The sequence below is a fragment of the Neisseria sp. 19428wB4_WF04 genome (genome assembly GCF_015235335.1).
GTDB classification, from domain to species: domain Bacteria; phylum Pseudomonadota; class Gammaproteobacteria; order Burkholderiales; family Neisseriaceae; genus Neisseria; species Neisseria musculi.
In genome coordinates this window covers 1-19,817 of sequence record NZ_JADGLG010000023.1, presented here as the reverse complement: position 1 = coordinate 19,817, position 19,817 = coordinate 1, and the positions used below count along the sequence as shown (strand labels likewise).

Here is a 19,817-nt window from a genome sequence, read left to right as displayed (position 1 = left end):
GTTACAATTCTGCCCCATCACCAACCGGCAAGGAACACAACGTGGCACAATTTTTCGCCATCCACCCCGACAATCCTCAAGAGCGCCTGATCAAACAAGCCGCCGACATCATCAGAAAAGGCGGCGTGGCGGTTTACCCCACCGATTCCTGCTATGCGCTCGGCTGCCACTTGGGCGACAAAGAAGCGATGGAGCGCATTTTGCGCATCCGCCAAATCGACCAGAAACACCATCTCACGCTGATGTGCGCCGATTTGGGGGATTTGGGCACTTATGCCAAAGTGGATAACAGCCAGTTCCGCCGGCTCAAGGCCGCCACCCCGGGCAGCTACACCTTTATTTTGCAGGCCACCAAAGAAGTGCCCAACCGCACCCTGCACCCAAAGCGCAAAACCATCGGCCTGCGCGTGCCCGACAATAAAACCGCGCTTGCCCTGCTGGCCGAATTGGGCGAGCCGCTGTTAAGCTGCACCCTGATGCTGCCCGAAGACAGCGAACCCTTAACCGACCCTTACGAAATCCGCGACCGCTTGGAGCACAGCGTTGATTTGGTGATTGACGGCGGCTGGTGCGGCACCGAGCCGACCACCGTTATCGATATGACCAACGGCATAGAGCTGGTGCGCGAAGGCAAGGGCGATAAAAGCCTGTTCGGGTTGTAGGCCGTCTGAAAAACGGCGGCCTCACAAGGGCGGATACCCTTTTGCCGATATTGCGCTTTAGTCCGGCAGTAAAGATGCGTTGCCGCCCCTTATCCGCGCCAAACAGCAGGCCGTGTTTACAGGCTGCGTTTGCCGGCAGCAAGGGCATACTAACCACCACTGTTGCGGCCGTCTGAAAAGCCGCAACGGTTTCATCACGGTGCAGCCGTTTTCAGACGGCCGCAACCTCGATTTCACTTCAAAAGGAAAACCATGTTTCAAAGCTTTAATTTAGGTGTTTTTCTGCTGGCATTGATGCCGGTGTTGCTGGCGATAACCGTGCACGAGGCCGCCCACGGTTATGCCGCACGCTATTGGGGCGACCGCACGGCCGAGCAGCTCGGCAGGCTAACGCTCAACCCGCTGGCGCATATCGACCCGGTCGGCACGGTTCTGGTGCCGATACTGATGTTTCTGTTTACGCCGTTTTTATTCGGCTGGGCCAAGCCCGTGCCGATTGTGCCGCGCAATTTCCGCGATATGCGCATGGGACTGCGCATGGTGGCGGTGGCCGGGCCGTTATCCAATCTGGCGATGGCGTTCGGCTGGGGGCTGGCGTTTGCGCTGGCGGCCTATGTGCCCGAATCGTTTCAATACCCGCTGGGCGAAATGGCCAAATACGGTGTGCTGATTAACGCGGTGCTGTTTGTGCTCAATATGCTGCCGGTGCTGCCGCTGGACGGCGGCCGCTTCATCGACAGCTTTCTGCCCGCGCGCGCTTCGATGCAGTTTCGGAAAGTCGAGCCTTACGGCACATGGATTATTCTGATTCTGCTGATGAGCGGGCTGCTGGGCAAAATCATGATGCCGTTTGTAGCCGGCATTATCACGCTGGTGCGTTCGGTTACGGGCGTGTTTTTATAGCCGGAGCCCCTTGCAAAAATACCCCTGATGCCGTCTGAAATACTTAAGCCCCGCCATTCCCGCGCAGATGGGAATGGCGGGGCTCAAAACCATCAGGTATTTTATTTCAATAATTTATAAAAAACAGCCGGACTCCCGCCTGCCCGGGCATAGTGATAGTCGAATCATTCAGACGGCCTGAATGAATTTTGCCAAGGCCCCGGCCGGTTCGGTTCGGCAGCAGGCAAAAGCCCGATGTTTGCTGAGAACATCGGGCTTTTTGATATGGCGGGTTGAATTTAACGGAAACAAGGCAGCAGCACCCTTCACTCTGCCGGCTGCTTCCCCACAAATGTAAAAAAGAAAAGGGGACAAGCAATGCCGCCTGCATTTCTGCCCTGCCCGCCTGCAGTTTCCCTACCTATAAGTGTAAAAAAGGAATAAGCAACGGTTTCTGCAAGATTTTATTCGGGTTATTCTTCCGGCAGCCTGGTAATTTTCACCCGCTCGATGCGCCGGCCTTCTTTTTCGGTTACTTCAAACCGCCAGCCGTGAAAATCGATATGGTCGCCTATGCCGGGAATGCTTTGCAGCTCTTCCATAATCAGCCCGGCAACGGTGTGGTAGCCGGCGTCTTCTTCAGGCTGCGGCAGGTTGAGCTGGGGGGCTAACTCCACATATTCGAGCGCGCCGTCCACCGTTAAACTTTCATCGGGGTGAGCCTGCAGCATCGGCTCTTCTTCGCGCTCGAATGCTTCGGGAAATTCTCCGGCAATGGTTTCCATCAAATCTTTCATGGTCAGCATGCCGAGAACGGCACCGAATTCGTCCACCACCAAAGCATAATCGGCACTGTTTTTGCGGAAGAGCTCGATAGCGTTGAGCGCGCTGGTGCTGTCGGGCAGCACCAAAGGCTGCCGCAAGGCCGTCTGAACATTCATTTCTCCGTGCTCTAACAGCTGGCTGAGCAGATCTTTTTTATTGATGTAGCCCAGCGGCTCATCCACGCCCGCTTTGCCCACCACCAGCAGGCGGCTGTAGGGGGTGTTTTGCAGTTGGACGTATTGCTCTTGCCGGCTTTGCGAAATATCGAGCCGCTCGATGTCGCTGCGCGGAATCATCACGCCGGGTATCGGGCGTTCGGCCAGCATCAATACGCTGCGTATCATGGATTTTTCGTTTTCTTCAAAGCGTTCTTCGCCAACACTGCCGCCTGCGGTGGCCAATACGCTTTCGCGTATACCCATCATGCCCAACACGTTTTCTGCCGTGCGCTGCCGCCACGAGCGGCTGATGTAGTCGTTTTTGCGCACGTTTTTCTGCGAAACCTGGTTGAATATTTCAATCAGAATCGAAAAACCGATGGCGGCATAGAGATAGCCTTTGGGGATATGGAAGTGGAAGGCCTCGGCAATCAGGCTGAAGCCTATCATCAGCAGAAAACCCAAACACAGCATCACCACAGTGGGGTGTTTGTCTACAAACGCAGTAAGCGGCTTGCTGGCCAGAATCATCATCGTCATCGCCACCACCACGGCGGCCATCGCCACGATGATATGCTCGACCATGGCTACGGCGGTAATCACCGAATCGATGGAAAACACAGCATCCAATATCAGAATCTGCGCCACCACGCCCCAAAACGGCGCGTGTTTCTTGTGGTTGTCGGCAACGGTAATCTGGTTGTGCCCTTCAAGCCGCTCGTGCAGCTCGGTGGTGGCCTTGTAGAGCAGAAACAGGCCGCCGGCAAACATGATGAGGTCTTTACCCGACACCGAAAGGCTGCCCCACTCTAAAAACGGTTGCGTGAGCGTGATGATGTGCGCCATAAAACCGAGCATCACCAACCGCATCATCACCGCCAGCACCAAGCCGGTGATGCGGGCTTTGTCGCGCAGGGCGGGCTTGACTTTGTTGGCCAGAATCGCCACAAACACCAGGTTGTCCACCCCCAGCACCACTTCGAGTATCAGCAGCGTTGCAAACCCTATCCACGTTTGCGGCTCGGCCAGCCAGCTCAAATCCATAACGGTTCAAATCCTTATTTTAAAAACACAAACAGACAGGCCGCATGGTTTCTCGGCCTGCCTGTGGAAACGGCACATACACGAAGCGCATCGGTATTGCTGCTCTGCTGCGCATCTTCCATAAAAGTATATGCCTTCAAATAATATGAAATCGGCAGTCTATCATTCCCGCTGTGTTTACGGAAGAGAGGCCGTCTGAATGTTTCAGACGGCCTTATGCCCGACTTTCAGACGGCCGCGGCCGGCGCTGCGGCATAGTGTATGCGCAAATGTGCGCAAAATTACGGCACCGGCTGTTGCGGTTGCCCTGGCGCACACTTTTTCGGTTATCATTCACGCCTTGATTTTTTTATCGTTACGGCTGTGTGCCGCCTGGATTATTATGTCTGATATACAACACAACACGCAGGTTAAACGCCGTCTGAAAACGCGGCACTTATCCATGATTGCCATCGGCGGCTCCATCGGCACCGGCCTGTTTATGGCCAGCGGCACCGCCATCAACGCGGCCGGGCCGGGCGGCGCGCTGGCAGCCTATGCCGCCATCGGTCTGATGGTGTATTTTTTAATGACCTCTTTGGGCGAAATGGCCACTTATCTGCCCACTTCCGGCTCTTTCAGCACCTATGCCTCGCGCTTTGTCGATCCCTCGCTGGGTTTCGCGCTGGGCTGGAACTACTGGTTCAACTGGGTGATTACGGTTGCGGCCGACGTGGTGATTGCGGCGGTGGTCATCACCTATTGGGAGCCGATGCGGTTTATGGCACCGTGGGCATGGAGCCTTTTGTTTTTCTTAATGATTTTCCTACTCAACACATTATCGGTGCGGGCTTACGGCGAATCGGAATATTGGTTTGCGCTGATTAAAGTGATTACCGTGATGGTGTTTCTCGGCGTGGGCGTACTCACCATTTTCGGCATACTCGGCGGGCAATATGTGGGGCTGGGCAACATGACGATGGGCGATGCACCGTTTTTGGGCGACGGCACCGGCGGCAGGTTTCTCACCATGCTGGGCGTGTTTCTGATTGCCGGCTTCTCGTTTCAGGGTACCGAACTTATCGGCATCACCGCCGGCGAGTCGGAAAACCCCGAAAAAAGCATTCCCAAAGCCGTGAAACAGGTTTTCTGGCGCATTCTGATTTTCTACATTCTCGCCATTTTGGTTATCGGCCTGCTGATTCCCTACACCAGCCCGCAGCTTTTGGGTGCCGATGTAAACGAAATCGCCAAATCGCCGTTTACCCTGGTATTTGAACGCGCAGGACTGGCTTTTGCCGCCGCCGTAATGAACGCCGTGATTCTCACCTCGATTTTATCGGCGGGCAACTCCGGCATGTATGCCTCCACCCGCATGCTCTACGCCATGGGCAAAGACGGCCTGGCCTACAAAATTTTTGCCCGCACCAACGCATCGGGCGTACCGGTGATGTCGCTGCTGGCCACCGGCATCGTTGTGCTCTTGGTGTTTGCGCTGCAATTGGTGAGCGACAATGTTTACCAATACATTCTGGCCGCTTCGGGTTTGACCGGCTTTATCGCCTGGCTGGGCATTGCCGTGAGCCACTACCGTTTCCGCCGTGCCTACGTCGCGCAGGGCAAAGATTTGAACGCGCTCGCATACCGCGCCAAATGGTTCCCCTTCGGCTCGCTGCTGGCTCTGGCCTTGTGTGTGCTGGTGATTATCGGCCAAGACACCGAGCTGGTGCTCAACGGCAACTTCGACTGGGACCGCCTGATTATCACCTATATGGGGCTGCCGGTATTTTTCAGTTTTTATTTCTACCACAAACTGCGCTACAAAACGCACAAAGTTCCGCTGGAGCAGGTGGATTTGAGCCAAGATGCCCATTAGCGGCAATTTATCGCGGCCGCACGGCACAAAGCAGGCCGCCGGCACACTGCGGGCTTGGCCGTAACGGAAATCCGCAACAGAAAATAAAGCAGGTTTACCACGATACGCCCGGCATGCTTCAAGGCCGTCTGAAACATTTCAGACGGCCTTGAAGCATTCTGCAAAAATATCTGTTTCGCTGCGCGGGAAAAACAAGCGGGGCAAACCCGGCAAGCACGGCGCGGCACGGTGTGGCCTGCAAGCTCAAACACCACCGACTTCATCACACCCACAAAGCCGTGGGCATCGCCAAAGGCGGCGGAGATTAACAAAGGCCGTCTGAACGCTTTCAGACGGCCTCTTCTTGCGCGTTCATGGCTTTAAGCAGTTTTTCCAATTTTTCAGGATCTTCCTGGCGCATCAGGCGGGCGGTTTCGTTTTCGAGCGCCAGCGTGTTGCTGTGCAGCACGATATTTTTCACCGCCAGCAGGTTGTTGGGGTTCATCGAAAACCGCCGCAGCCCCATGCCGAGCAAAAGGCGGGTATAGTGGGTGTCGCCGGCCATCTCGCCGCACACCGACACGGTTTTGCCCATGCGGTTGGCGGTGCGGATAACGTGCTGCACCAGCTTGAGCACGGCGGGATGCCCGGGCTGGTAGAGATAGCTCACGGCATCGTCGCCGCGATCCACCGACAGGGTGTATTGGATTAAATCGTTGGTGCCGATAGAAATGAAATCAACGTGTTTGAGCAGGCCGGCCACAGTGAGTGCGGCGGCGGGGATTTCTATCATGCAGCCGGTCGATATGCCGCCGAAGGACTCTTCGCGCTCGGCAAGCTGCCGTTTGGCGGTTTCCAGATGCAGCAGGCACTGCTTCAGCTCGGCGGTGTCGGTAATCATCGGCCACATCATTTTCACCGGCCCGTGGGCGGCGGCACGCAAAATGGCGCGCATCTGGGTGCGGAACATCACCGGCTCGGCCAGGCACAGGCGGGTGCCGGTCAGCCCCAGGGCAGGGTTGAGGCTGCCGTTGGGGGTGGTGTTTTGGCCGAACCAGCGCGGGTTTTTGTCCACACCCAAATCCACGGTGCGTATGGTGAGGCTTTTGCCTTTGAGCTTTTTGACAAACCGGGCATACACGGCGTATTGCTCGTCTTCAGAGGGCATGGTGTCGCGGTTGAGATAGAGAAATTCGCTGCGGAACAAGCCCACGCCGTCTGCCCCGGTTTCGTTCAGGCGTGTGATGTCTTCGAGCGATTCGATATTGGCAAGCAGTTCGATATTGATGCCGTCCTGCGTGGTGGCGGCGGTTTTTTTGATTTTGTTGAGCTCGCGGGTGCGGGCGCGGTATTCGCGGGCGCGGGCGCGGTATTCTTTCAACACCGGCTCATCGGGGTTGATGATTAAGATGCCGTTGATGCCGTCTACAATCACCCATTCGTTTTCGCTGATCAGCTTGCGGGCGTTGTGCAGGCCGATAACCGAGGGAATGTTGAGGCTGCGGCCGAGAATGGCGGTGTGGCTGGTGGGGCCGCCGATATCGGTAACGAAAGCAGCCACCCGCTCTTCTTTGAAATACACGGTGTCGGCGGGCGAAATATCGTTGGCCACCAACACGGTGTCTTCAAGCAGGCTGCCCTCGAGGTTGAGCTCGTTGCCCTGGCCGGCCAGCCGGTTGTGGATGCGCCCGGCCACTTGGAGCATATCCTGCTTGCGCTCGCGCAGATAAGCATCATCGATTTCGTCAAACTGGGCGGAGAGCTTGTCGGTTTGCAGCTTCAGTGCCCACTCTGCATTGATGTGCTGCTCTTCGATAATATCGACAGGCTCGCGCGACAGGGTAACATCGGTGAGCAGCATCAGGTGCAGCGAAATAAACGCGCCCAGCTCGGTGGGGGCGTTTTCGGGCAGTGCGCTGCGCAGCTGCTCCAGCTCGCGGCGGGCGGCTTTCACGGCCGTTTCATATCGCGCCGTTTCGCTTTCGATCCCGGCGGGTTCCAGATCATATTGCGGCACTTCGTGCATACCACGCGTAATCAGATGGGCGCGGCCGATGGCTATGCCTTTGCCTGCGCTCACGCCGTGCAATACGATGGCCATATTATCCGCCCTCGCCGAAATAATCGTTAATCAGCGCGGTAAGCGCCTGCATGGCTGCCGCTTCATCGGCACCGTCTGTTTCCAGCTCGATAACCGTTCCTTGAGCAGCGGCCAGCATCATCAGCCCCATAATGCTTTTGCCGTTTACGCGCCGGCCTTCGCGGCCGACCCACACCTCGCTTTGAAACTGTGCGGCGGTTTGGGTGAATTTGCTCGATGCGCGCGCGTGCAGGCCGAGTTTGTTGATAATCTCAATGGATTGTTTCATCATGCAAAGCATCCTTCGGGCCGGCTGGTGATGTCGATAATGCCGTTAATGGCGGCTTCTTTGACCATTCGGGTAAAATCGGCCAAATTGCCGGCGGCGGGGGCATAGTTGGCAGCTTTCACCATCATCGGCGCATTCAGGCCGGTGAGCATGGCGGTTTTGCCGCTTTCCACCAACCGGCGGGCGGCGTTGCAGGGGGTGGCGCCGAAAATGTCGGTCAGAATCAGCACGCCCGAGCCGTAGTCCAGCTCGGCCGCCATAGCGGCGGCGCGGGAGATGATGCTGTCGTGGTCTTCGTGGGAGCCCACGCCGAGAATGCGGATATTCTGCGGCGTGTCGCCGAAAAAGAAATGCTGCGCCAGGCTGCGGTAAGCCTCGCCTATGGCTTCGTGCGTGATGATTAATAAGCCTATCATGGTGTATCTCAGTGGTGGATCGGGTTCATTTTCAACCAATTAAGCCGCAAAGCGCGGCAATGCGGCAAACCGTGTTTCAGACGGCCGGCGCAACCCCGGTTCGGCCTGCCGGCACGGCATAGTTTTTTTTCAGACAGCCTGCACAGAATATTTGCCGCTCAGGCCGTCTGAAAAACCCGCCGCTAACCGCGCAGAGCATATACCGCGCCGAGGTTGCGCCATGCGCCGGCGGCATCCATGCCGTAGCCGAACACATAGCGGTCGGGCACGCTGATGCCCACATAATCGGCACGCACAGGCTTTTCTTTGCCGGTGTTTTTATCGGCAAACACCGCCGTGGCGCAGGAAGCCGCGCCCAAATCAAGCACCTGCCGTTTGATGGCCGCCATTGTGTGGCCTTCATCGAGAATATCGTCCAACACCAGCACATGGCGGCCGGCCACGCCCTCCTGCGGCGCGCGCAGCCAGTTGAAGCTGCCGCCCTCGAGCTTGCTGCCGTAGCGCGAAACATGCACATAATCAAAATCGAGCGGAAAGTCCAACAGCGGCAGCAGCTGGCCGGTAAACACCACCGCACCGCCCATCGCCGGCAGAACCAATGGGTATCTGCTGCCCAAATCGGCTGTGATTTCGCCGGCCAGGCGCACCAGCGCGCTGCGGCAGGCTTGTTCGTCAAACAATAAATCGGCATTGTCGAGCATGGCTTGTGCCTGCTGCCGTTTGGTTTCGATATTTTTCATTTTTTCAACTTTTTCAGAATATTACAGCCGCAGGCGGGGCGCAAAGCCCTACTGAAGCGGGAAGCGGCAGGCAGATTCTACCGCCATCGGCAACGGCGGTTCAACCGCTGCGGCGCGGCTTTTCTGCGGCGGCGCCGGACAGCGGCCGTGTTCTGCCATATTGCCGGCAGCGCAACGCCTGCTTTTCCGACACCGGCACAGTGCATAAATGCCGCAGCCGCAGCCCTCTGCGCTACAGGGCTGCCCGCCCGATGGGAGCAAGCAGTTTCTGCGGCCGTCTGAACGCGTCGCCGCCTGCACAAGGGGCGGCGCATAACCCGCCCCATTAAAATAATCACGGCACCGTTGCGCCTGCACCCCGAGAACGGTTTTGCCGGCTGCTTGAGCGGCAGCAGCACCGGTTCCGTACGGCACGATGCCGTTCAAGGCAGTACGCAAACAGAGCCGGCATCGCGAATGATGCCATTTCGGTTGCCGGGCAGTTTCCGATACGGTGTTGCGCCTGCGCCCCAGGAGCGGTTTTGCCGGCCGCCAACGCAGCGGCAGAGTTTATTTCTGCCCTGCCGGGGGCTTTCCCGTTGCCGGAATACAGCGGACCACTTCCCCCATCGTGCGGCAAGACCGGCGCTGCGATGACTTATTTTTTAGAGAAGATGCGGCCTGCATTGCCCTCCGCCCCATACTTATTTTCAGCAGATTGGCTATAATCCCGCCTTGATTTTCACTTTTCAGACGGCCTCTACCGTGAACCAAACTCCCCGCGACCCCTATGCTTTTTTAGAAAACCTGCACAGCCCCGAAACCCTGCGTTTCGCCGCCGAAGCCCACGCCGAAACGCAGGCGCGCTTTGCCTCATCGGCAGCGTTCGGGCAAACCGTTGCCGAAATGGTAAAAGAGTTGCAAAACCCGCGCCAGATTGCGTTTTGCCAAGAACACCGCGCGCGTATGTATCATTTCCACCAAAGCAGCGAACACCCGAAAGGCGTGTACCGGGTGTGCAGTGCGGCTTCCTACCGTTCGGGCTGCCCCGAATGGAAAACGCTGTTTTCGGCGGCCGATTTCGACAACGTGCTGGGCGATGACGTTTATCTCGATGGGGTGTCGCATTATGTCGAACAGCCCGAGCGCGTGTTAATCAGCCTCAGCCGCGCGGGCGGCGATGCGGCCTACACGCTCGAATTCGACCTCGCCGCACAAAAACTGGTAGAGGGCGGTTTTCATTTTCCCGCCGGCAAAAACCACATTGCCTGGCGCGATTTCAACAGCGTTTGGGTCTGCCCCGCCTGGCATCCGCAGCAAACCACCGCCGCAGGCTACCCGCGCGAAGTGTGGCTGGTGGAGCGCGGCCAGAGTTTTGAAGAAGCCGCATCCGTTTACCGAATCGGTTCAGACGGCCTGATGGTCAATGCCTGGCGTTATCTCGATGCGCAGGGCGCGCCGCTGGATTTAATCGAGGCCGCACACGGTTTCTACACCAAAACCTATCTGCAAGTGCTGCCCGGCGGCAAAACCCTGCCCCTCAACCTGCCCGAAGACTGCGAAATTTCCGGCTATCTCGCCGGCCACCTGCTGCTGCACCTGCACAGCCCGTGGCAGCGCGCCAACCAAAGCTATCCCGCCGGCAGCCTTGTGGCCGTCAAACTCAACAAAGGCAAAACCGGCACGGCTCACCTGCTGTTTGCCCCCAACGAAACGCAGGCACTCGAAAGCGTGGAAACCACCAAACGCTTCGTTGCCGCCACCCTGCTCGACAACGTTTCCGGCCGTCTGAAAGCATGGCGGTTTTCAGACGGCCGCTGGCATGAGGAAACCCTGCCCGCGCTGCCGCAGGGCGCGCTCGAACTGACCGACCAACCCTGGGGCGGCGATGTACTGTATATCGCCGCCGGCGATTTCACCACCCCGCTGACCCTGTTTGCCCTCGATCTCAACGTGATGGAACTTTCGGTTATCCGCCGCCAGCCGCCTCAATTCGACACCGAAGGCATCAAAGTGCAGCAGTTTTATGCCGAATCTGCCGACAGCACCCGCATACCTTATTACCATGTCGGCAAAAACCACACCCCCGACACCCCCGCGCTGGTTTATGTTTACGGCGGCTTTGCCGTGCCCGAGCTGCCGCACTACATGGGCAGCATCGGCAAATACTGGCTCGAACCGGGCAAATCGTTTGTGCTGGCCAACGTGCGCGGCGGCGGCGAGTTCGGCCCGCGCTGGCACCGCGCCGCGCAAGGCATACACAAACACAAAAGCACAGACGATCTGCTTGCCGTTGTCCGCGACCTGCACACGCGCGGCCTGAGCAGCCCCGCACACACCGCCATACAGGGCGGCAGCAATGGCGGCCTGGTTACCGCATCGGCCTTCGTGCGCGAACCGCAAACAATCGGCGCACTGGTGTGCGAAATGCCGCTCACCGATATGCTGCGCTACCCCTATCTTTCGGCAGGCGCAAGCTGGATTGAAGAATACGGCCACCCCGAACACCCCCAATCCGCAGCCGCCCTTGCCGCCCTTTCGCCCTACCACCGGCTTTCAGACGGCCGAACCTACCCCCCCGCCCTGATTACCACCAGCCTGAGCGATGACCGCGTCCACCCCGCCCACGCGCTCAAGTTTTACGCCAAACTGCGCCGCAGCAGCCCCCGCACCTGGCTCTACGCCCCCGCAGACGGCGGCCACACCGGCAACACCACCCAAGAAGCGACAGCCGCCGAATTCGCCTGCATTCTGCAATTTCTCAACGAAACCCTCGGCAGAGCTCCGGCGCAAAGGCCGTCTGAACATACCGCACCGCCATCACCGCCCTTAACCCAACAATGCCCGCAACGCCCGCCCAAAGCTCAAAAAAAACAATTAACAAATTGAAAATAAAACAAAATAAAAAGGCTATTGTAGTTAAAAAGCAGCCTATGCTAATATGCCGCCTAACCCTGCGCCGCTTCGGCGGCCTGCCTTTTGTGTATTTTTCGATAGAAAACTCTAAAAAGATTCGGTACAATCCGACCGAGTTTATTTTCAAACCCGCCTTTCCCCATAAGGCATTTAAGGACCGACCGATATGTCAAACATTGAACAACAAGTTAAAAAAATTGTTGCCGAACAACTGGGTGTAAACGAAGCCGAAGTGAAAAACGAGTCTTCTTTCCAAGACGACTTGGGTGCCGACTCACTCGACACCGTTGAGCTGGTTATGGCACTGGAAGAAGCTTTCGGCTGCGAAATCCCCGATGAAGAAGCCGAAAAAATCACCACCGTGCAACTGGCTATCGACTATATCCAATCACACTCCGCCTAAACGCGCAGTGCCTTAAACCATACCGAATCAGCCTCTGCTGCGGGTTTTCCTGCCGACAGAGGCTTTTTGGCCTGCAAACCCTCCACAACGAAATTTCAGACGGCCTGCCCGCCACCGTGCCGCAGGCCGCCCAACCGGAACAGCGAGAACATTATGAGTCAGCGAAGAGTCGTTATCACAGGTTTGGGGCAGGTATCGCCCGTCGGCAACGATACCGCCTCCGCTTGGAGCAACCTTTTGGCCGGCAACAGCGGCATCGGCACCATCACCCGCTTCGATGCCTCCGACATCAGCAGCCAAGTCGCAGGAGAAGTCAAAGATTTCGACATCAATGCCTACATCAGCCCCAAAGAAGCCCGCCGCATGGATGCCTTTATCCATTACGGCATCGCCGCCGCTCTGCAGGCCGTTGCCGACTCCGGGCTGGACGAAACCGAAGGTTTGGATAAAGACCGCATAGGCGTCAATATCGGCTCCGGCATCGGCGGTCTGCCCAGCATCGAAGCCACCGGTGCCGTATTGCAGGAAAGCGGCGCGCGCAAAATCAACCCGTTTTTTATCCCCGGCTCGCTGATTAACCTGATTGCCGGCCACATTACCATACTCAAAGGCTACCGCGGCCCCAGCTACGGCATGGTTTCCGCCTGCACGACCGGCGCGCACTCCATCGGCGACTCAGCCCGCCTGATCAAATACGGCGATGCCGATGTGATGATTGCCGGCGGTGCCGAAGGAGCCATCTGCTCTTTGGGCGTGGGCGGATTTGCCGCCATGAAGGCGCTCTCCACCCGCAACGATGATCCGGCCACCGCCTCCCGCCCGTGGGACAAAGGCCGCGACGGCTTCGTTATCGGCGAAGGTGCCGGCATTTTGGTGTTGGAAGAATTGGAACACGCCAAAAAACGCGGTGCCAGAATCTATGCCGAAATTGTCGGCTTCGGCATGAGTTCCGATGCCTACCACATCACCGCACCCAATGTCGAAGGCCCCGCCATCGCCGTTACCCGCGCCCTTAAAGATGCCGGCCTGAACCCCGATGATGTGGATTATGTCAACGCGCACGGCACTTCCACCCCGTTGGGCGATGCCAACGAAACCAACGCTCTGAAACTGGCTTTGGGCGACCATGCCTACAAAGTGGTGGTCAATTCCACCAAATCCATGACCGGCCACCTGCTCGGCGCGGCCGGCGGCGTAGAGGCCGTGTACAGCGTGTTGGCCGTGCACCACCAAAAATCGCCGCCCACCATCAACATTTTCGAACAGGATATCGAAGCCGGCTGCGATTTGGATTACTGCGCCAACGAAGCCCGCGATATGAAAATCGATGTAGCGGTTTCCAACTCGTTCGGATTCGGCGGTACCAACGGCACTTTGGTGTTTAAGAAGTTCACAGGCTGATTTCCCGCCTGCAAACAGGTTGAAATATCATAAGGCCGTCTGAAAAAGTTTTCAGACGGCCTTTTTATCGAGTCCGGCAAACCCGCCCCGCTTTTCAGCGCAAGGCGGTAAACCGCAGACAAGACAGTAAGAACCCTGCTGTGTTACCGCGTCAGCGGCTTACCAAACCCTTTCCTTCCAGCCGAGACACGGCCCGCACAACGGAAATAAAGCGGGTTCGCTATGCTTATTTCAACACCACCCTCGTCCAGCGGCCCACCCATTGTTTCTGCTTTTGCGCCATTTCTTTGGCAGCCGGCGCATCATGCTTGGGCGGAGTTTGGGCAAATTCGAACACTTTCGGCAGCGGCGTGCCTTTCACCGCCGGATACACCCACATTTCGGTCGGCAGAGCCTGCTGCACATCGGCACTTTGCAGGTAAGACACCAGCTTCACCGCCAGCGCGGGCTGTTTTGCGCCTTTGAGCACCGCTGCACCCTCCACCTGGCGGAACACGCCGCCTTTGAGAAACAGGTTGCCGGTGGGCGGCTCGGTGTATTTGCCTTTACCGTAATGCACTTCGGCAGCAGGGCTGGCGGCGTAGCTCACAATCAGCGGGCGCGAACCGCCGTTGCGGGTGAAATCGGTGTTGTAGGCATCGCTCCAGCTTTTTGCCACTTTCACGCCGTTTCGGCGCATTTCACCCCACCATTTAAAGGCAGCCTCTTCGCCCAGTCCGCCGATGTTGGCCATCAGAAACGACAGGCCGGGGCTGGAAGTTGCGGGATTGGGCGTAACCAGCAGATTTTTATAGGCAGGTTTGGCCAAATCCTGCAGCGACTGCGGCAGCGGCAGCTTGTTTTGCCCGAACCATTTTTTATCATAGTTCAGCACCACATAACCGTAGTCCACCGCCAGCGCGCCCGGCAGGGAAACGTTTACCGGCGCCGAAACGGGCTGTTTTTCGGCCAAGATGCCGTTTTGCACGGCTTTGGCAATATTGGCGTTGTCCAGCCCGTACACCGCATCGGCAATCGGCTTGGCACGGCTCAAAATCAGCTTGTTCAGCATCTCGTTGCCGCTGCCCACTTTGATAACCGACACTTTGGCGCGGTTTTCCCGCTCAAACTTGGCAATGGTTTCTTCAGGCAGGCTGAACGAGCCGTGCACCGCCAGCCGCACTTCGGTTTGCGCGAAGGCCTGCACTCCCCAAAGCCAAATGCCCAAAACCGCTAAAATTTTCTGTTGTCTGTTCATTTTCCAATATCCGTATAATGCAGCAGGTCTGTAAAATATTTTAAATACCATGAATTGTCAAACCGTATGGCTGTTTGATCTCGACAACACCCTGCACCACGCCGATGCGGGCATTTTTGCATTGATTAACCGCCGCATGACGGCCTATCTGGCCAGCAGGCTCAATCTCAGCCAACAAACCGCAGGCCGTTTGCGGCAGGACTACTGGCACCGCTACGGTACCACATTGGCGGGGCTGCGGCTGCACCATCCCGAAGTGTGTGTAAACGAATTTTTACAATACAGCCACCCCCTGCCCGAAATCCTGCCCGCGCTGGTGCCGGTGGAAGGGACGGCTGAAACTTTAGGCCGTCTGAAAGGTCGAAAAGCAGTGTTTTCCAACGCGCCTTCTTTTTATGTTGCCGCGCTGATTGAAGCTATGGGGATTGCACAGCATTTCGATGCGCTGTTCGGCATCGATGATTTCGGCTTATTCTGCAAACCGCATCCGCAATCCTATTTAACCGTTTGCGGCAAACTCCATGCCCTCCCCCGACACTGCATTATGGTGGACGACAGCGCCGGCAATCTGCAGGCGGCCAAAAATTTGGGCATGAAAACCGTTTGGTTCGGCGCCCGCTCCCGCCTCCCGCCCTTTGCAGACTGCGCCGCCCCCGATATGGCCGCATTGCGCCGATGGTCAGCGGCGGCGGAGTATGCCACTATGAACGAAACAACAATTTGATTAAAATAACACCCCGTCTTACCCGCCCGATATTTTTAAAAATTTAAGGATAAATCATGCGTTATACCGCCATTTTAGCCGCTCTCGCCGCGCTGGCAGGCTGCTCTTGGGAAACCTACCAAAACGCCGAAGGCCGCACCGCGCTGCGCCAAAAATACCAAGCCGGCACCCCCGTTGTGTATCAAGACGGCACTTATTCGCGCAATATGCGCTACAACCAGTTCCGCCCCGAGCAGCGCGCGGTAACTTCCGATGCCGCCGGCCATAACGTGCGCGGCACCCATTGGCAGAAACCCGGCAGCGGCCAGCCCGAAGCCCAGCCCGCAGACGGCGCTGCGCCCGATATGGCGCAATAAACACACACCAACCATTTAATTTATTAGGTATCGGCCGTCTGAAACCGTATTTTGAATCCGCTTCACTGCCACTGCCGCCGGGCAGCAAACCGCAGACAGCGGCTCAAGACGCGGCAACGCCGTAACGAAGACAACGGAAATCCGCTATAGAACCGGACACAGGTTTTCAGAACCGGACACAGGTTTTCAGACGGCCAATCCATACACTCCAACCCCATAAACATGATGAAAGACAAGGCCGCACCATGAGCCAATCCCCCCTCCATGTTGTTATTCTCGCTGCGGGCAAAGGAACGCGCATGTATTCCAGAATGCCCAAAGTGTTGCACGAAATCGGCGGCGAGCCGATGCTGGCGCGCGTTATCGACACCGCCCTCGGCCTCAACCCGCAGGGTATCCATGTGGTTATCGGCCACGGCAAAGAAATGGTGCGCGAAAAAGTAAAGCGCAACGTAAACTGGGTAGAACAAACCGAGCAGCTGGGCACCGGCCACGCGGTGAAAACGGCTTTGCCACACCTGCCCTCGGAAGGCCGCACGCTGGTGCTCTACGGCGACGTGCCGCTCACCGACACCGCCACGCTTGAAGCCCTGCTCGAAGCGGCCGGCAGCGAAGTCGGCCTGCTCACCGATATGCCCGACAACCCCGCAGGCTACGGCCGCATCATCCGCGAAGGCGGCAAAGTGGTGGCAGTTGTCGAAGAAAAAGATGCCGATGCCGCCCAAAAAGCCGTGAAAGAAACCAACACCGGCATTTTGGTGCTGCCCAACGCCAAACTCGCCGGCTGGCTTAACGGTTTGGGCAGCAACAACGCGCAGGGAGAATATTATCTGACCGACCTGATTGCAGCAGCCAATTCAGACGGCATCGCCGTACACCCCGTGCAGGTGGCGGCTTCTTATTTGGCCGCAGGCGTGAATAATAAAGCGCAACTGGCCGAGTTGGAGCGCATTTTCCAAACCAACCAGGCGCAAGCGCTGCTCACCGCCGGCGTTACCCTGCGCGACCCCGCCCGCTTCGATTTGAGAGGCCGTCTGAAACACGGGCAAGACGTGGTTATCGATGCAAACGTGGTTATCGAAGGCGAGGTCGAACTGGGAGACGGGGTGGAAATCGGTGCCAACTGCGTGATTAGCAACGCCAAAATCGCGGCAGGCAGCAAAATCGCCCCGTTTTCGCACCTGGAGGGCTGCGAAGTGGGCAGCAACGCCCGCATCGGCCCCTACGCACGCCTGCGCCCCGGCGCCAAACTGGCAGACGAAGTACACATCGGCAACTTTGTCGAAGTGAAAAACACCGCGATGGGCAGGGGCAGCAAAGCCAACCACCTCACCTATCTGGGCGATGCCGAAATCGGCAGCCAAACCAACATCGGCGCGGGCACCATCACCGCCAACTACGATGGGGTCAACAAACACAAAACCCTAATTGGTGATGATGTGCGCATCGGCTCCAATGTGGTGCTGGTCGCCCCCGTATCGCTGGGCAACAAAGTAACCATCGGCGGCGGCAGCACCATCACGAAAAACTGTGAAGACAACACCCTTGTGCTCGCGCGCGCGCGCCAAACCATCATCGAAGGCTGGGTACGGCCTGAGAAAGAAAGAAAGCAGTAAACCGTTTCTGCCGCCGTTTTCAGACGGCCTGCCGGTGTGGGGCCGGCCGTCTGAAAACATGATGCCCATCACTTAACCTATGAAAACCATACAAACCGCAGGCTGACACCTGCACTGCCCGTTTTTCCCACTCAGGCCGTCTGAAAGCCTGCCGGCCTGATTTTCCCCAACCCTCTGGATACTAAGGAACTTAATATGTGCGGTATCGTGGGCGCCATCCGCGCCGACCACAATGTTGTGGACTTTTTAACCGACGGCCTCAAACGCTTGGAATACCGAGGCTACGACTCATCAGGCATCGCCGTGTTCAGCAACGGAAAAATCAAACGCGTGCGCCGTGTCGGACGCGTGCAGCTGATGGAAGATGCTGCCAAAGCCAAAGGGCTGTTCGGCCATATCGGCATCGGCCACACCCGCTGGGCCACCCACGGCGGCGTAACCGAGCCCAACGCCCACCCGCATATTTCAGGCGGCCTGATTGCAGTGGTACACAACGGCATCATCGAAAACTTTGAAAGCGAGCGCACCCGCCTGCAGGCTTTGGGCTATGAATTCGAGTCGCAAACCGACACCGAAGTCATCGCCCACAGCATCAAACACGAATACGGCCAAAACGGCGGCAACCTGTTTGAAGCCGTCCAATCAGCCACCCAAAACTTTCACGGTGCCTACGCCATCGCCGTGATTGCGCAAGACAACCCCGATGAAATGGTGGTTGCCCGCATGGGCTGCCCGCTGCTGGTTGCACTGGGCGACAACGAAACCTTTATCGCCTCCGATGTTTCCGCCGTTATTGCCTTCACCCGCAACATCGCCTATCTGGAAGACGGCGACATCGCCCTGCTGCGCGCCGGCGGCATTGAAAAACTGATCGACAAAACCGGCAACCCCGCCCAACGCAAAGTGAAAGTGTCCGAGCTTTCGCTGGCCTCGCTCGAACTGGGTCCCTACAGCCACTTCATGCAGAAAGAAATCCACGAACAGCCCCGCGCCATCGCCGACACCGCCGAAGTGTTTCTGGAAGGCGGCTTCGAGCCGGAAAACTTCGGCAGCCGCGCCCGCGAAGTGTTCAACGATACCGACAGCATCAAAATCCTCGCCTGCGGCACCTCATACTACTCCGCCCTCACCGCCAAATACTGGCTGGAGAGCATCGCCAAAGTGCCGACCGATGTAGAAATCGCCAGCGAATACCGCTACCGCGACGTTATCGCCAACCCCAAACAACTGGTTATCACCATTTCCCAGTCCGGCGAAACGCTCGACACCATGGAAGCACTGAAATACGCCCAATCGCTCGGCCACAAACACAGCCTTTCTATCTGCAACGTGATGGAATCCGCCCTGCCCCGCGAAAGCAAACTGGTGCTCTACACCCGCGCCGGTGCCGAAATCGGCGTAGCATCCACCAAAGCCTTCACCACCCAACTTGTCGTATTGTTCGGCCTGGCCGTTACCCTCGGCAAAATGCGCGGCCTAGTGAGCAGCAAACAGGCACACGCCTACATCGAAGAACTGCGCCAACTGCCCGGCAGCATCCAACATGTAATGAACCTCGAGCCGCAAATTGCCGCCTGGGCACAAAAGTTCGCCCAAAAAACCAGCGCACTGTTTCTCGGACGCGGCATCCACTACCCGATTGCCCTCGAAGGCGCGCTGAAACTGAAAGAGATCACCTATATCCACGCAGAAGCCTACCCTGCCGGCGAACTGAAACACGGCCCGCTGGCACTGGTGGACGAAAACATGCCCGTGGTGGTGATTGCCCCCAACGACAGCCTGCTGGACAAAGTGAAAGCCAATATGCAGGAAGTAGGCGCACGCGGCGGCGAACTGTTTGTGTTTACCGACCTCGACAGCCACTTCAACGAAGGCAAAGGCATACACGTTATCCGCACCCCGCGCCATGTCGGCGTATTGTCGCCCATCGTACACACCATTCCCGTGCAGTTATTGTCCTACCACGCCGCCCTCGCACGCGGCACCGATGTCGACAAACCACGCAACCTGGCCAAATCGGTAACGGTAGAATAACACCTGTTTGAATGCCGGGCACGGAAAGGCCGTCTGAAAACAGTTGCCGGAAGGCAAAAGATTTTCAGACGGCCTGTTCCTGTTTGCGGTGGTGCCTTGACGGTTTGAATCCCAGCCCGAAAGGCGGGCAGCCTGTGGAGAAACCAAACTGGCCAAGATGTGCAGGACGGAAAATCTGTAAAAAAGCTCAAACAACCTGAAACCGTTAAAAAAGCCAGGCA

The 19,817-nt window shown here is 57.4% G+C and carries 17 protein-coding genes and 1 pseudogene; 11 read left to right on the top strand and 7 right to left on the bottom strand.

Translation table 11 applies throughout. The annotated features are described in order from the left end of the window. The first annotated feature begins 41 nt into the window (after nt 1-41). From IR141_RS06730 to IR141_RS06720, 3 genes are all read left to right on the top strand, one after another. On the top strand, nt 42-662 hold the full coding sequence (locus tag IR141_RS06730) for an L-threonylcarbamoyladenylate synthase (RefSeq protein ID WP_135035033.1): 621 nt from the start codon (nt 42-44) through the stop codon (nt 660-662). A 79-nt stretch (nt 663-741) separates the two neighbouring features. Continuing rightward, nucleotides 742-936 (top strand): hypothetical protein, encoded by a 195-nt coding sequence (locus IR141_RS06725; protein ID WP_135034988.1) that lies wholly within the window; start codon nt 742-744, stop codon nt 934-936. Beyond that, a complete protein-coding gene (locus IR141_RS06720; RefSeq protein WP_135034985.1) occupies nt 915-1,565 on the top strand; it encodes a site-2 protease family protein in 651 nt (216 codons plus the stop codon). The genes IR141_RS06725 and IR141_RS06720 overlap by 22 nt, the downstream gene beginning before the upstream one ends. A 452-nt stretch (nt 1,566-2,017) precedes the next feature. Here the strand turns inward: IR141_RS06720 and IR141_RS06715 are convergent, their stop codons facing one another. After that, on the bottom strand, nt 2,018-3,571 hold the full coding sequence (locus IR141_RS06715) for a TerC family protein (RefSeq protein WP_135034982.1): 1,554 nt from the start codon (nt 3,569-3,571) through the stop codon (nt 2,018-2,020). Nucleotides 3,572-4,013: 442 nt separating this feature from the next. Between IR141_RS06715 and IR141_RS06710 the strand changes: the two genes are divergently transcribed. Then, nucleotides 4,014-5,426, top strand: coding sequence for an amino acid permease (locus IR141_RS06710; protein ID WP_368665552.1), 1,413 nt, complete (start codon nt 4,014-4,016; stop codon nt 5,424-5,426). Here IR141_RS06710 and IR141_RS06705 read toward each other — a convergent pair. From IR141_RS06705 to IR141_RS06685, 5 genes are all read right to left on the bottom strand, one after another. After that, nucleotides 5,423-5,737 (bottom strand): hypothetical protein, encoded by a 315-nt coding sequence (locus IR141_RS06705; protein ID WP_135034977.1) that lies wholly within the window; start codon nt 5,735-5,737, stop codon nt 5,423-5,425. The two genes, IR141_RS06710 and IR141_RS06705, sit on opposite strands and share 4 nt — an antisense overlap. Nucleotides 5,738-5,754: 17 nt before the next feature. Further along, entirely contained in the window at nt 5,755-7,506 is a 1,752-nt protein-coding gene (gene ptsP / locus IR141_RS06700; protein WP_135034974.1) for a phosphoenolpyruvate--protein phosphotransferase, read from the bottom strand. Nucleotide 7,507: 1 nt separating this feature from the next. Further along, on the bottom strand, nt 7,508-7,777 hold the full coding sequence (locus tag IR141_RS06695) for an HPr family phosphocarrier protein (protein ID WP_135034969.1): 270 nt from the start codon (nt 7,775-7,777) through the stop codon (nt 7,508-7,510). Further along, nucleotides 7,774-8,190 carry a PTS sugar transporter subunit IIA gene (locus IR141_RS06690; protein WP_135034966.1) on the bottom strand — a complete coding sequence of 139 codons (417 nt, stop codon included), beginning with the start codon at nt 8,188-8,190 and terminating at the stop codon, nt 7,774-7,776. Before IR141_RS06690 ends, IR141_RS06695 begins: the two co-directional genes overlap by 4 nt. 182 nt (nt 8,191-8,372) lie before the next feature. Continuing rightward, the gene (locus IR141_RS06685) at nt 8,373-8,930 is read right to left on the bottom strand and encodes a hypoxanthine-guanine phosphoribosyltransferase (RefSeq protein ID WP_135034963.1); all 558 of its coding nucleotides are present in this window, start codon (nt 8,928-8,930) and stop codon (nt 8,373-8,375) included. 744 nt (nt 8,931-9,674) lie between these two features. Here IR141_RS06685 and IR141_RS06680 point away from each other — a divergent pair. From IR141_RS06680 to fabF, 3 genes and pseudogenes are all read left to right on the top strand, one after another. After that, nucleotides 9,675-11,687, top strand: a pseudogene (locus IR141_RS06680) (prolyl oligopeptidase family serine peptidase); the annotation flags it as partial. Between the two features lie 304 nt (nt 11,688-11,991). After that, nucleotides 11,992-12,228 (top strand): acyl carrier protein, encoded by a 237-nt coding sequence (acpP, locus tag IR141_RS06675; protein WP_054599558.1) that lies wholly within the window; start codon nt 11,992-11,994, stop codon nt 12,226-12,228. 153 nt (nt 12,229-12,381) lie between these two features. Then, nucleotides 12,382-13,629: a beta-ketoacyl-ACP synthase II gene (fabF, locus tag IR141_RS06670; RefSeq protein WP_135034960.1), complete on the top strand. Its 1,248-nt coding sequence runs from the start codon at nt 12,382-12,384 to the stop codon at nt 13,627-13,629. 226 nt (nt 13,630-13,855) lie between these two features. Here fabF and IR141_RS06665 read toward each other — a convergent pair whose 3' ends face one another. Beyond that, the gene (locus tag IR141_RS06665; RefSeq protein ID WP_135034958.1) at nt 13,856-14,866 is read right to left on the bottom strand and encodes a thiamine ABC transporter substrate binding subunit; all 1,011 of its coding nucleotides are present in this window, start codon (nt 14,864-14,866) and stop codon (nt 13,856-13,858) included. 49 nt (nt 14,867-14,915) lie between these two features. Between IR141_RS06665 and IR141_RS06660 the strand changes: the two genes are divergently transcribed. The 4 genes from IR141_RS06660 to glmS all read left to right on the top strand — a co-directional run bounded on the left by IR141_RS06660 (nt 14,916) and on the right by glmS (nt 19,596). Next, complete coding sequence (locus IR141_RS06660) at nt 14,916-15,590, top strand: pyrimidine 5'-nucleotidase (RefSeq protein WP_135034956.1); 675 nt, start codon at nt 14,916-14,918, stop codon at nt 15,588-15,590. A 56-nt stretch (nt 15,591-15,646) separates the two neighbouring features. Beyond that, nucleotides 15,647-15,946, top strand: a complete 300-nt coding sequence (locus tag IR141_RS06655) for a spore cortex protein (protein WP_135034954.1) — start codon at nt 15,647-15,649, stop codon at nt 15,944-15,946. 245 nt (nt 15,947-16,191) lie between these two features. After that, nucleotides 16,192-17,562, top strand: coding sequence for a bifunctional UDP-N-acetylglucosamine diphosphorylase/glucosamine-1-phosphate N-acetyltransferase GlmU (glmU, locus tag IR141_RS06650; RefSeq protein ID WP_135034952.1), 1,371 nt, complete (start codon nt 16,192-16,194; stop codon nt 17,560-17,562). A gap of 195 nt (nt 17,563-17,757) precedes the next feature. Further along, a complete protein-coding gene (gene glmS / locus IR141_RS06645; RefSeq protein ID WP_135034950.1) occupies nt 17,758-19,596 on the top strand; it encodes a glutamine--fructose-6-phosphate transaminase (isomerizing) in 1,839 nt (612 codons plus the stop codon). Nucleotides 19,597-19,817: the final 221 nt, after the last annotated feature.

Bases quoted from the DNA above. Each gene is read 5' to 3' on its own strand.
- fabF (WP_135034960.1), top strand. From the start codon at position 12,382: ATGAGTCAGCGAAGAGTCGTTATCACAGGTTTGGGGCAGGTATCGCCC.
- IR141_RS06660 (WP_135034956.1), top strand. From the start codon at position 14,916: ATGAATTGTCAAACCGTATGGCTGTTTGATCTCGACAACACCCTGCAC.
- IR141_RS06695 (WP_135034969.1), bottom strand. From the start codon at position 7,777: ATGATGAAACAATCCATTGAGATTATCAACAAACTCGGCCTGCACGCG.
- acpP (WP_054599558.1), top strand. From the start codon at position 11,992: ATGTCAAACATTGAACAACAAGTTAAAAAAATTGTTGCCGAACAACTG.
- IR141_RS06720 (WP_135034985.1), top strand. From the start codon at position 915: ATGTTTCAAAGCTTTAATTTAGGTGTTTTTCTGCTGGCATTGATGCCG.
- IR141_RS06685 (WP_135034963.1), bottom strand. From the start codon at position 8,930: ATGAAAAATATCGAAACCAAACGGCAGCAGGCACAAGCCATGCTCGAC.
- IR141_RS06710 (WP_368665552.1), top strand. From the start codon at position 4,014: ATGATTGCCATCGGCGGCTCCATCGGCACCGGCCTGTTTATGGCCAGC.
- IR141_RS06690 (WP_135034966.1), bottom strand. From the start codon at position 8,190: ATGATAGGCTTATTAATCATCACGCACGAAGCCATAGGCGAGGCTTAC.
- glmU (WP_135034952.1), top strand. From the start codon at position 16,192: ATGAGCCAATCCCCCCTCCATGTTGTTATTCTCGCTGCGGGCAAAGGA.
- IR141_RS06715 (WP_135034982.1), bottom strand. From the start codon at position 3,571: ATGGATTTGAGCTGGCTGGCCGAGCCGCAAACGTGGATAGGGTTTGCA.
- glmS (WP_135034950.1), top strand. From the start codon at position 17,758: ATGTGCGGTATCGTGGGCGCCATCCGCGCCGACCACAATGTTGTGGAC.
- IR141_RS06665 (WP_135034958.1), bottom strand. From the start codon at position 14,866: ATGAACAGACAACAGAAAATTTTAGCGGTTTTGGGCATTTGGCTTTGG.
- ptsP (WP_135034974.1), bottom strand. From the start codon at position 7,506: ATGGCCATCGTATTGCACGGCGTGAGCGCAGGCAAAGGCATAGCCATC.
- IR141_RS06655 (WP_135034954.1), top strand. From the start codon at position 15,647: ATGCGTTATACCGCCATTTTAGCCGCTCTCGCCGCGCTGGCAGGCTGC.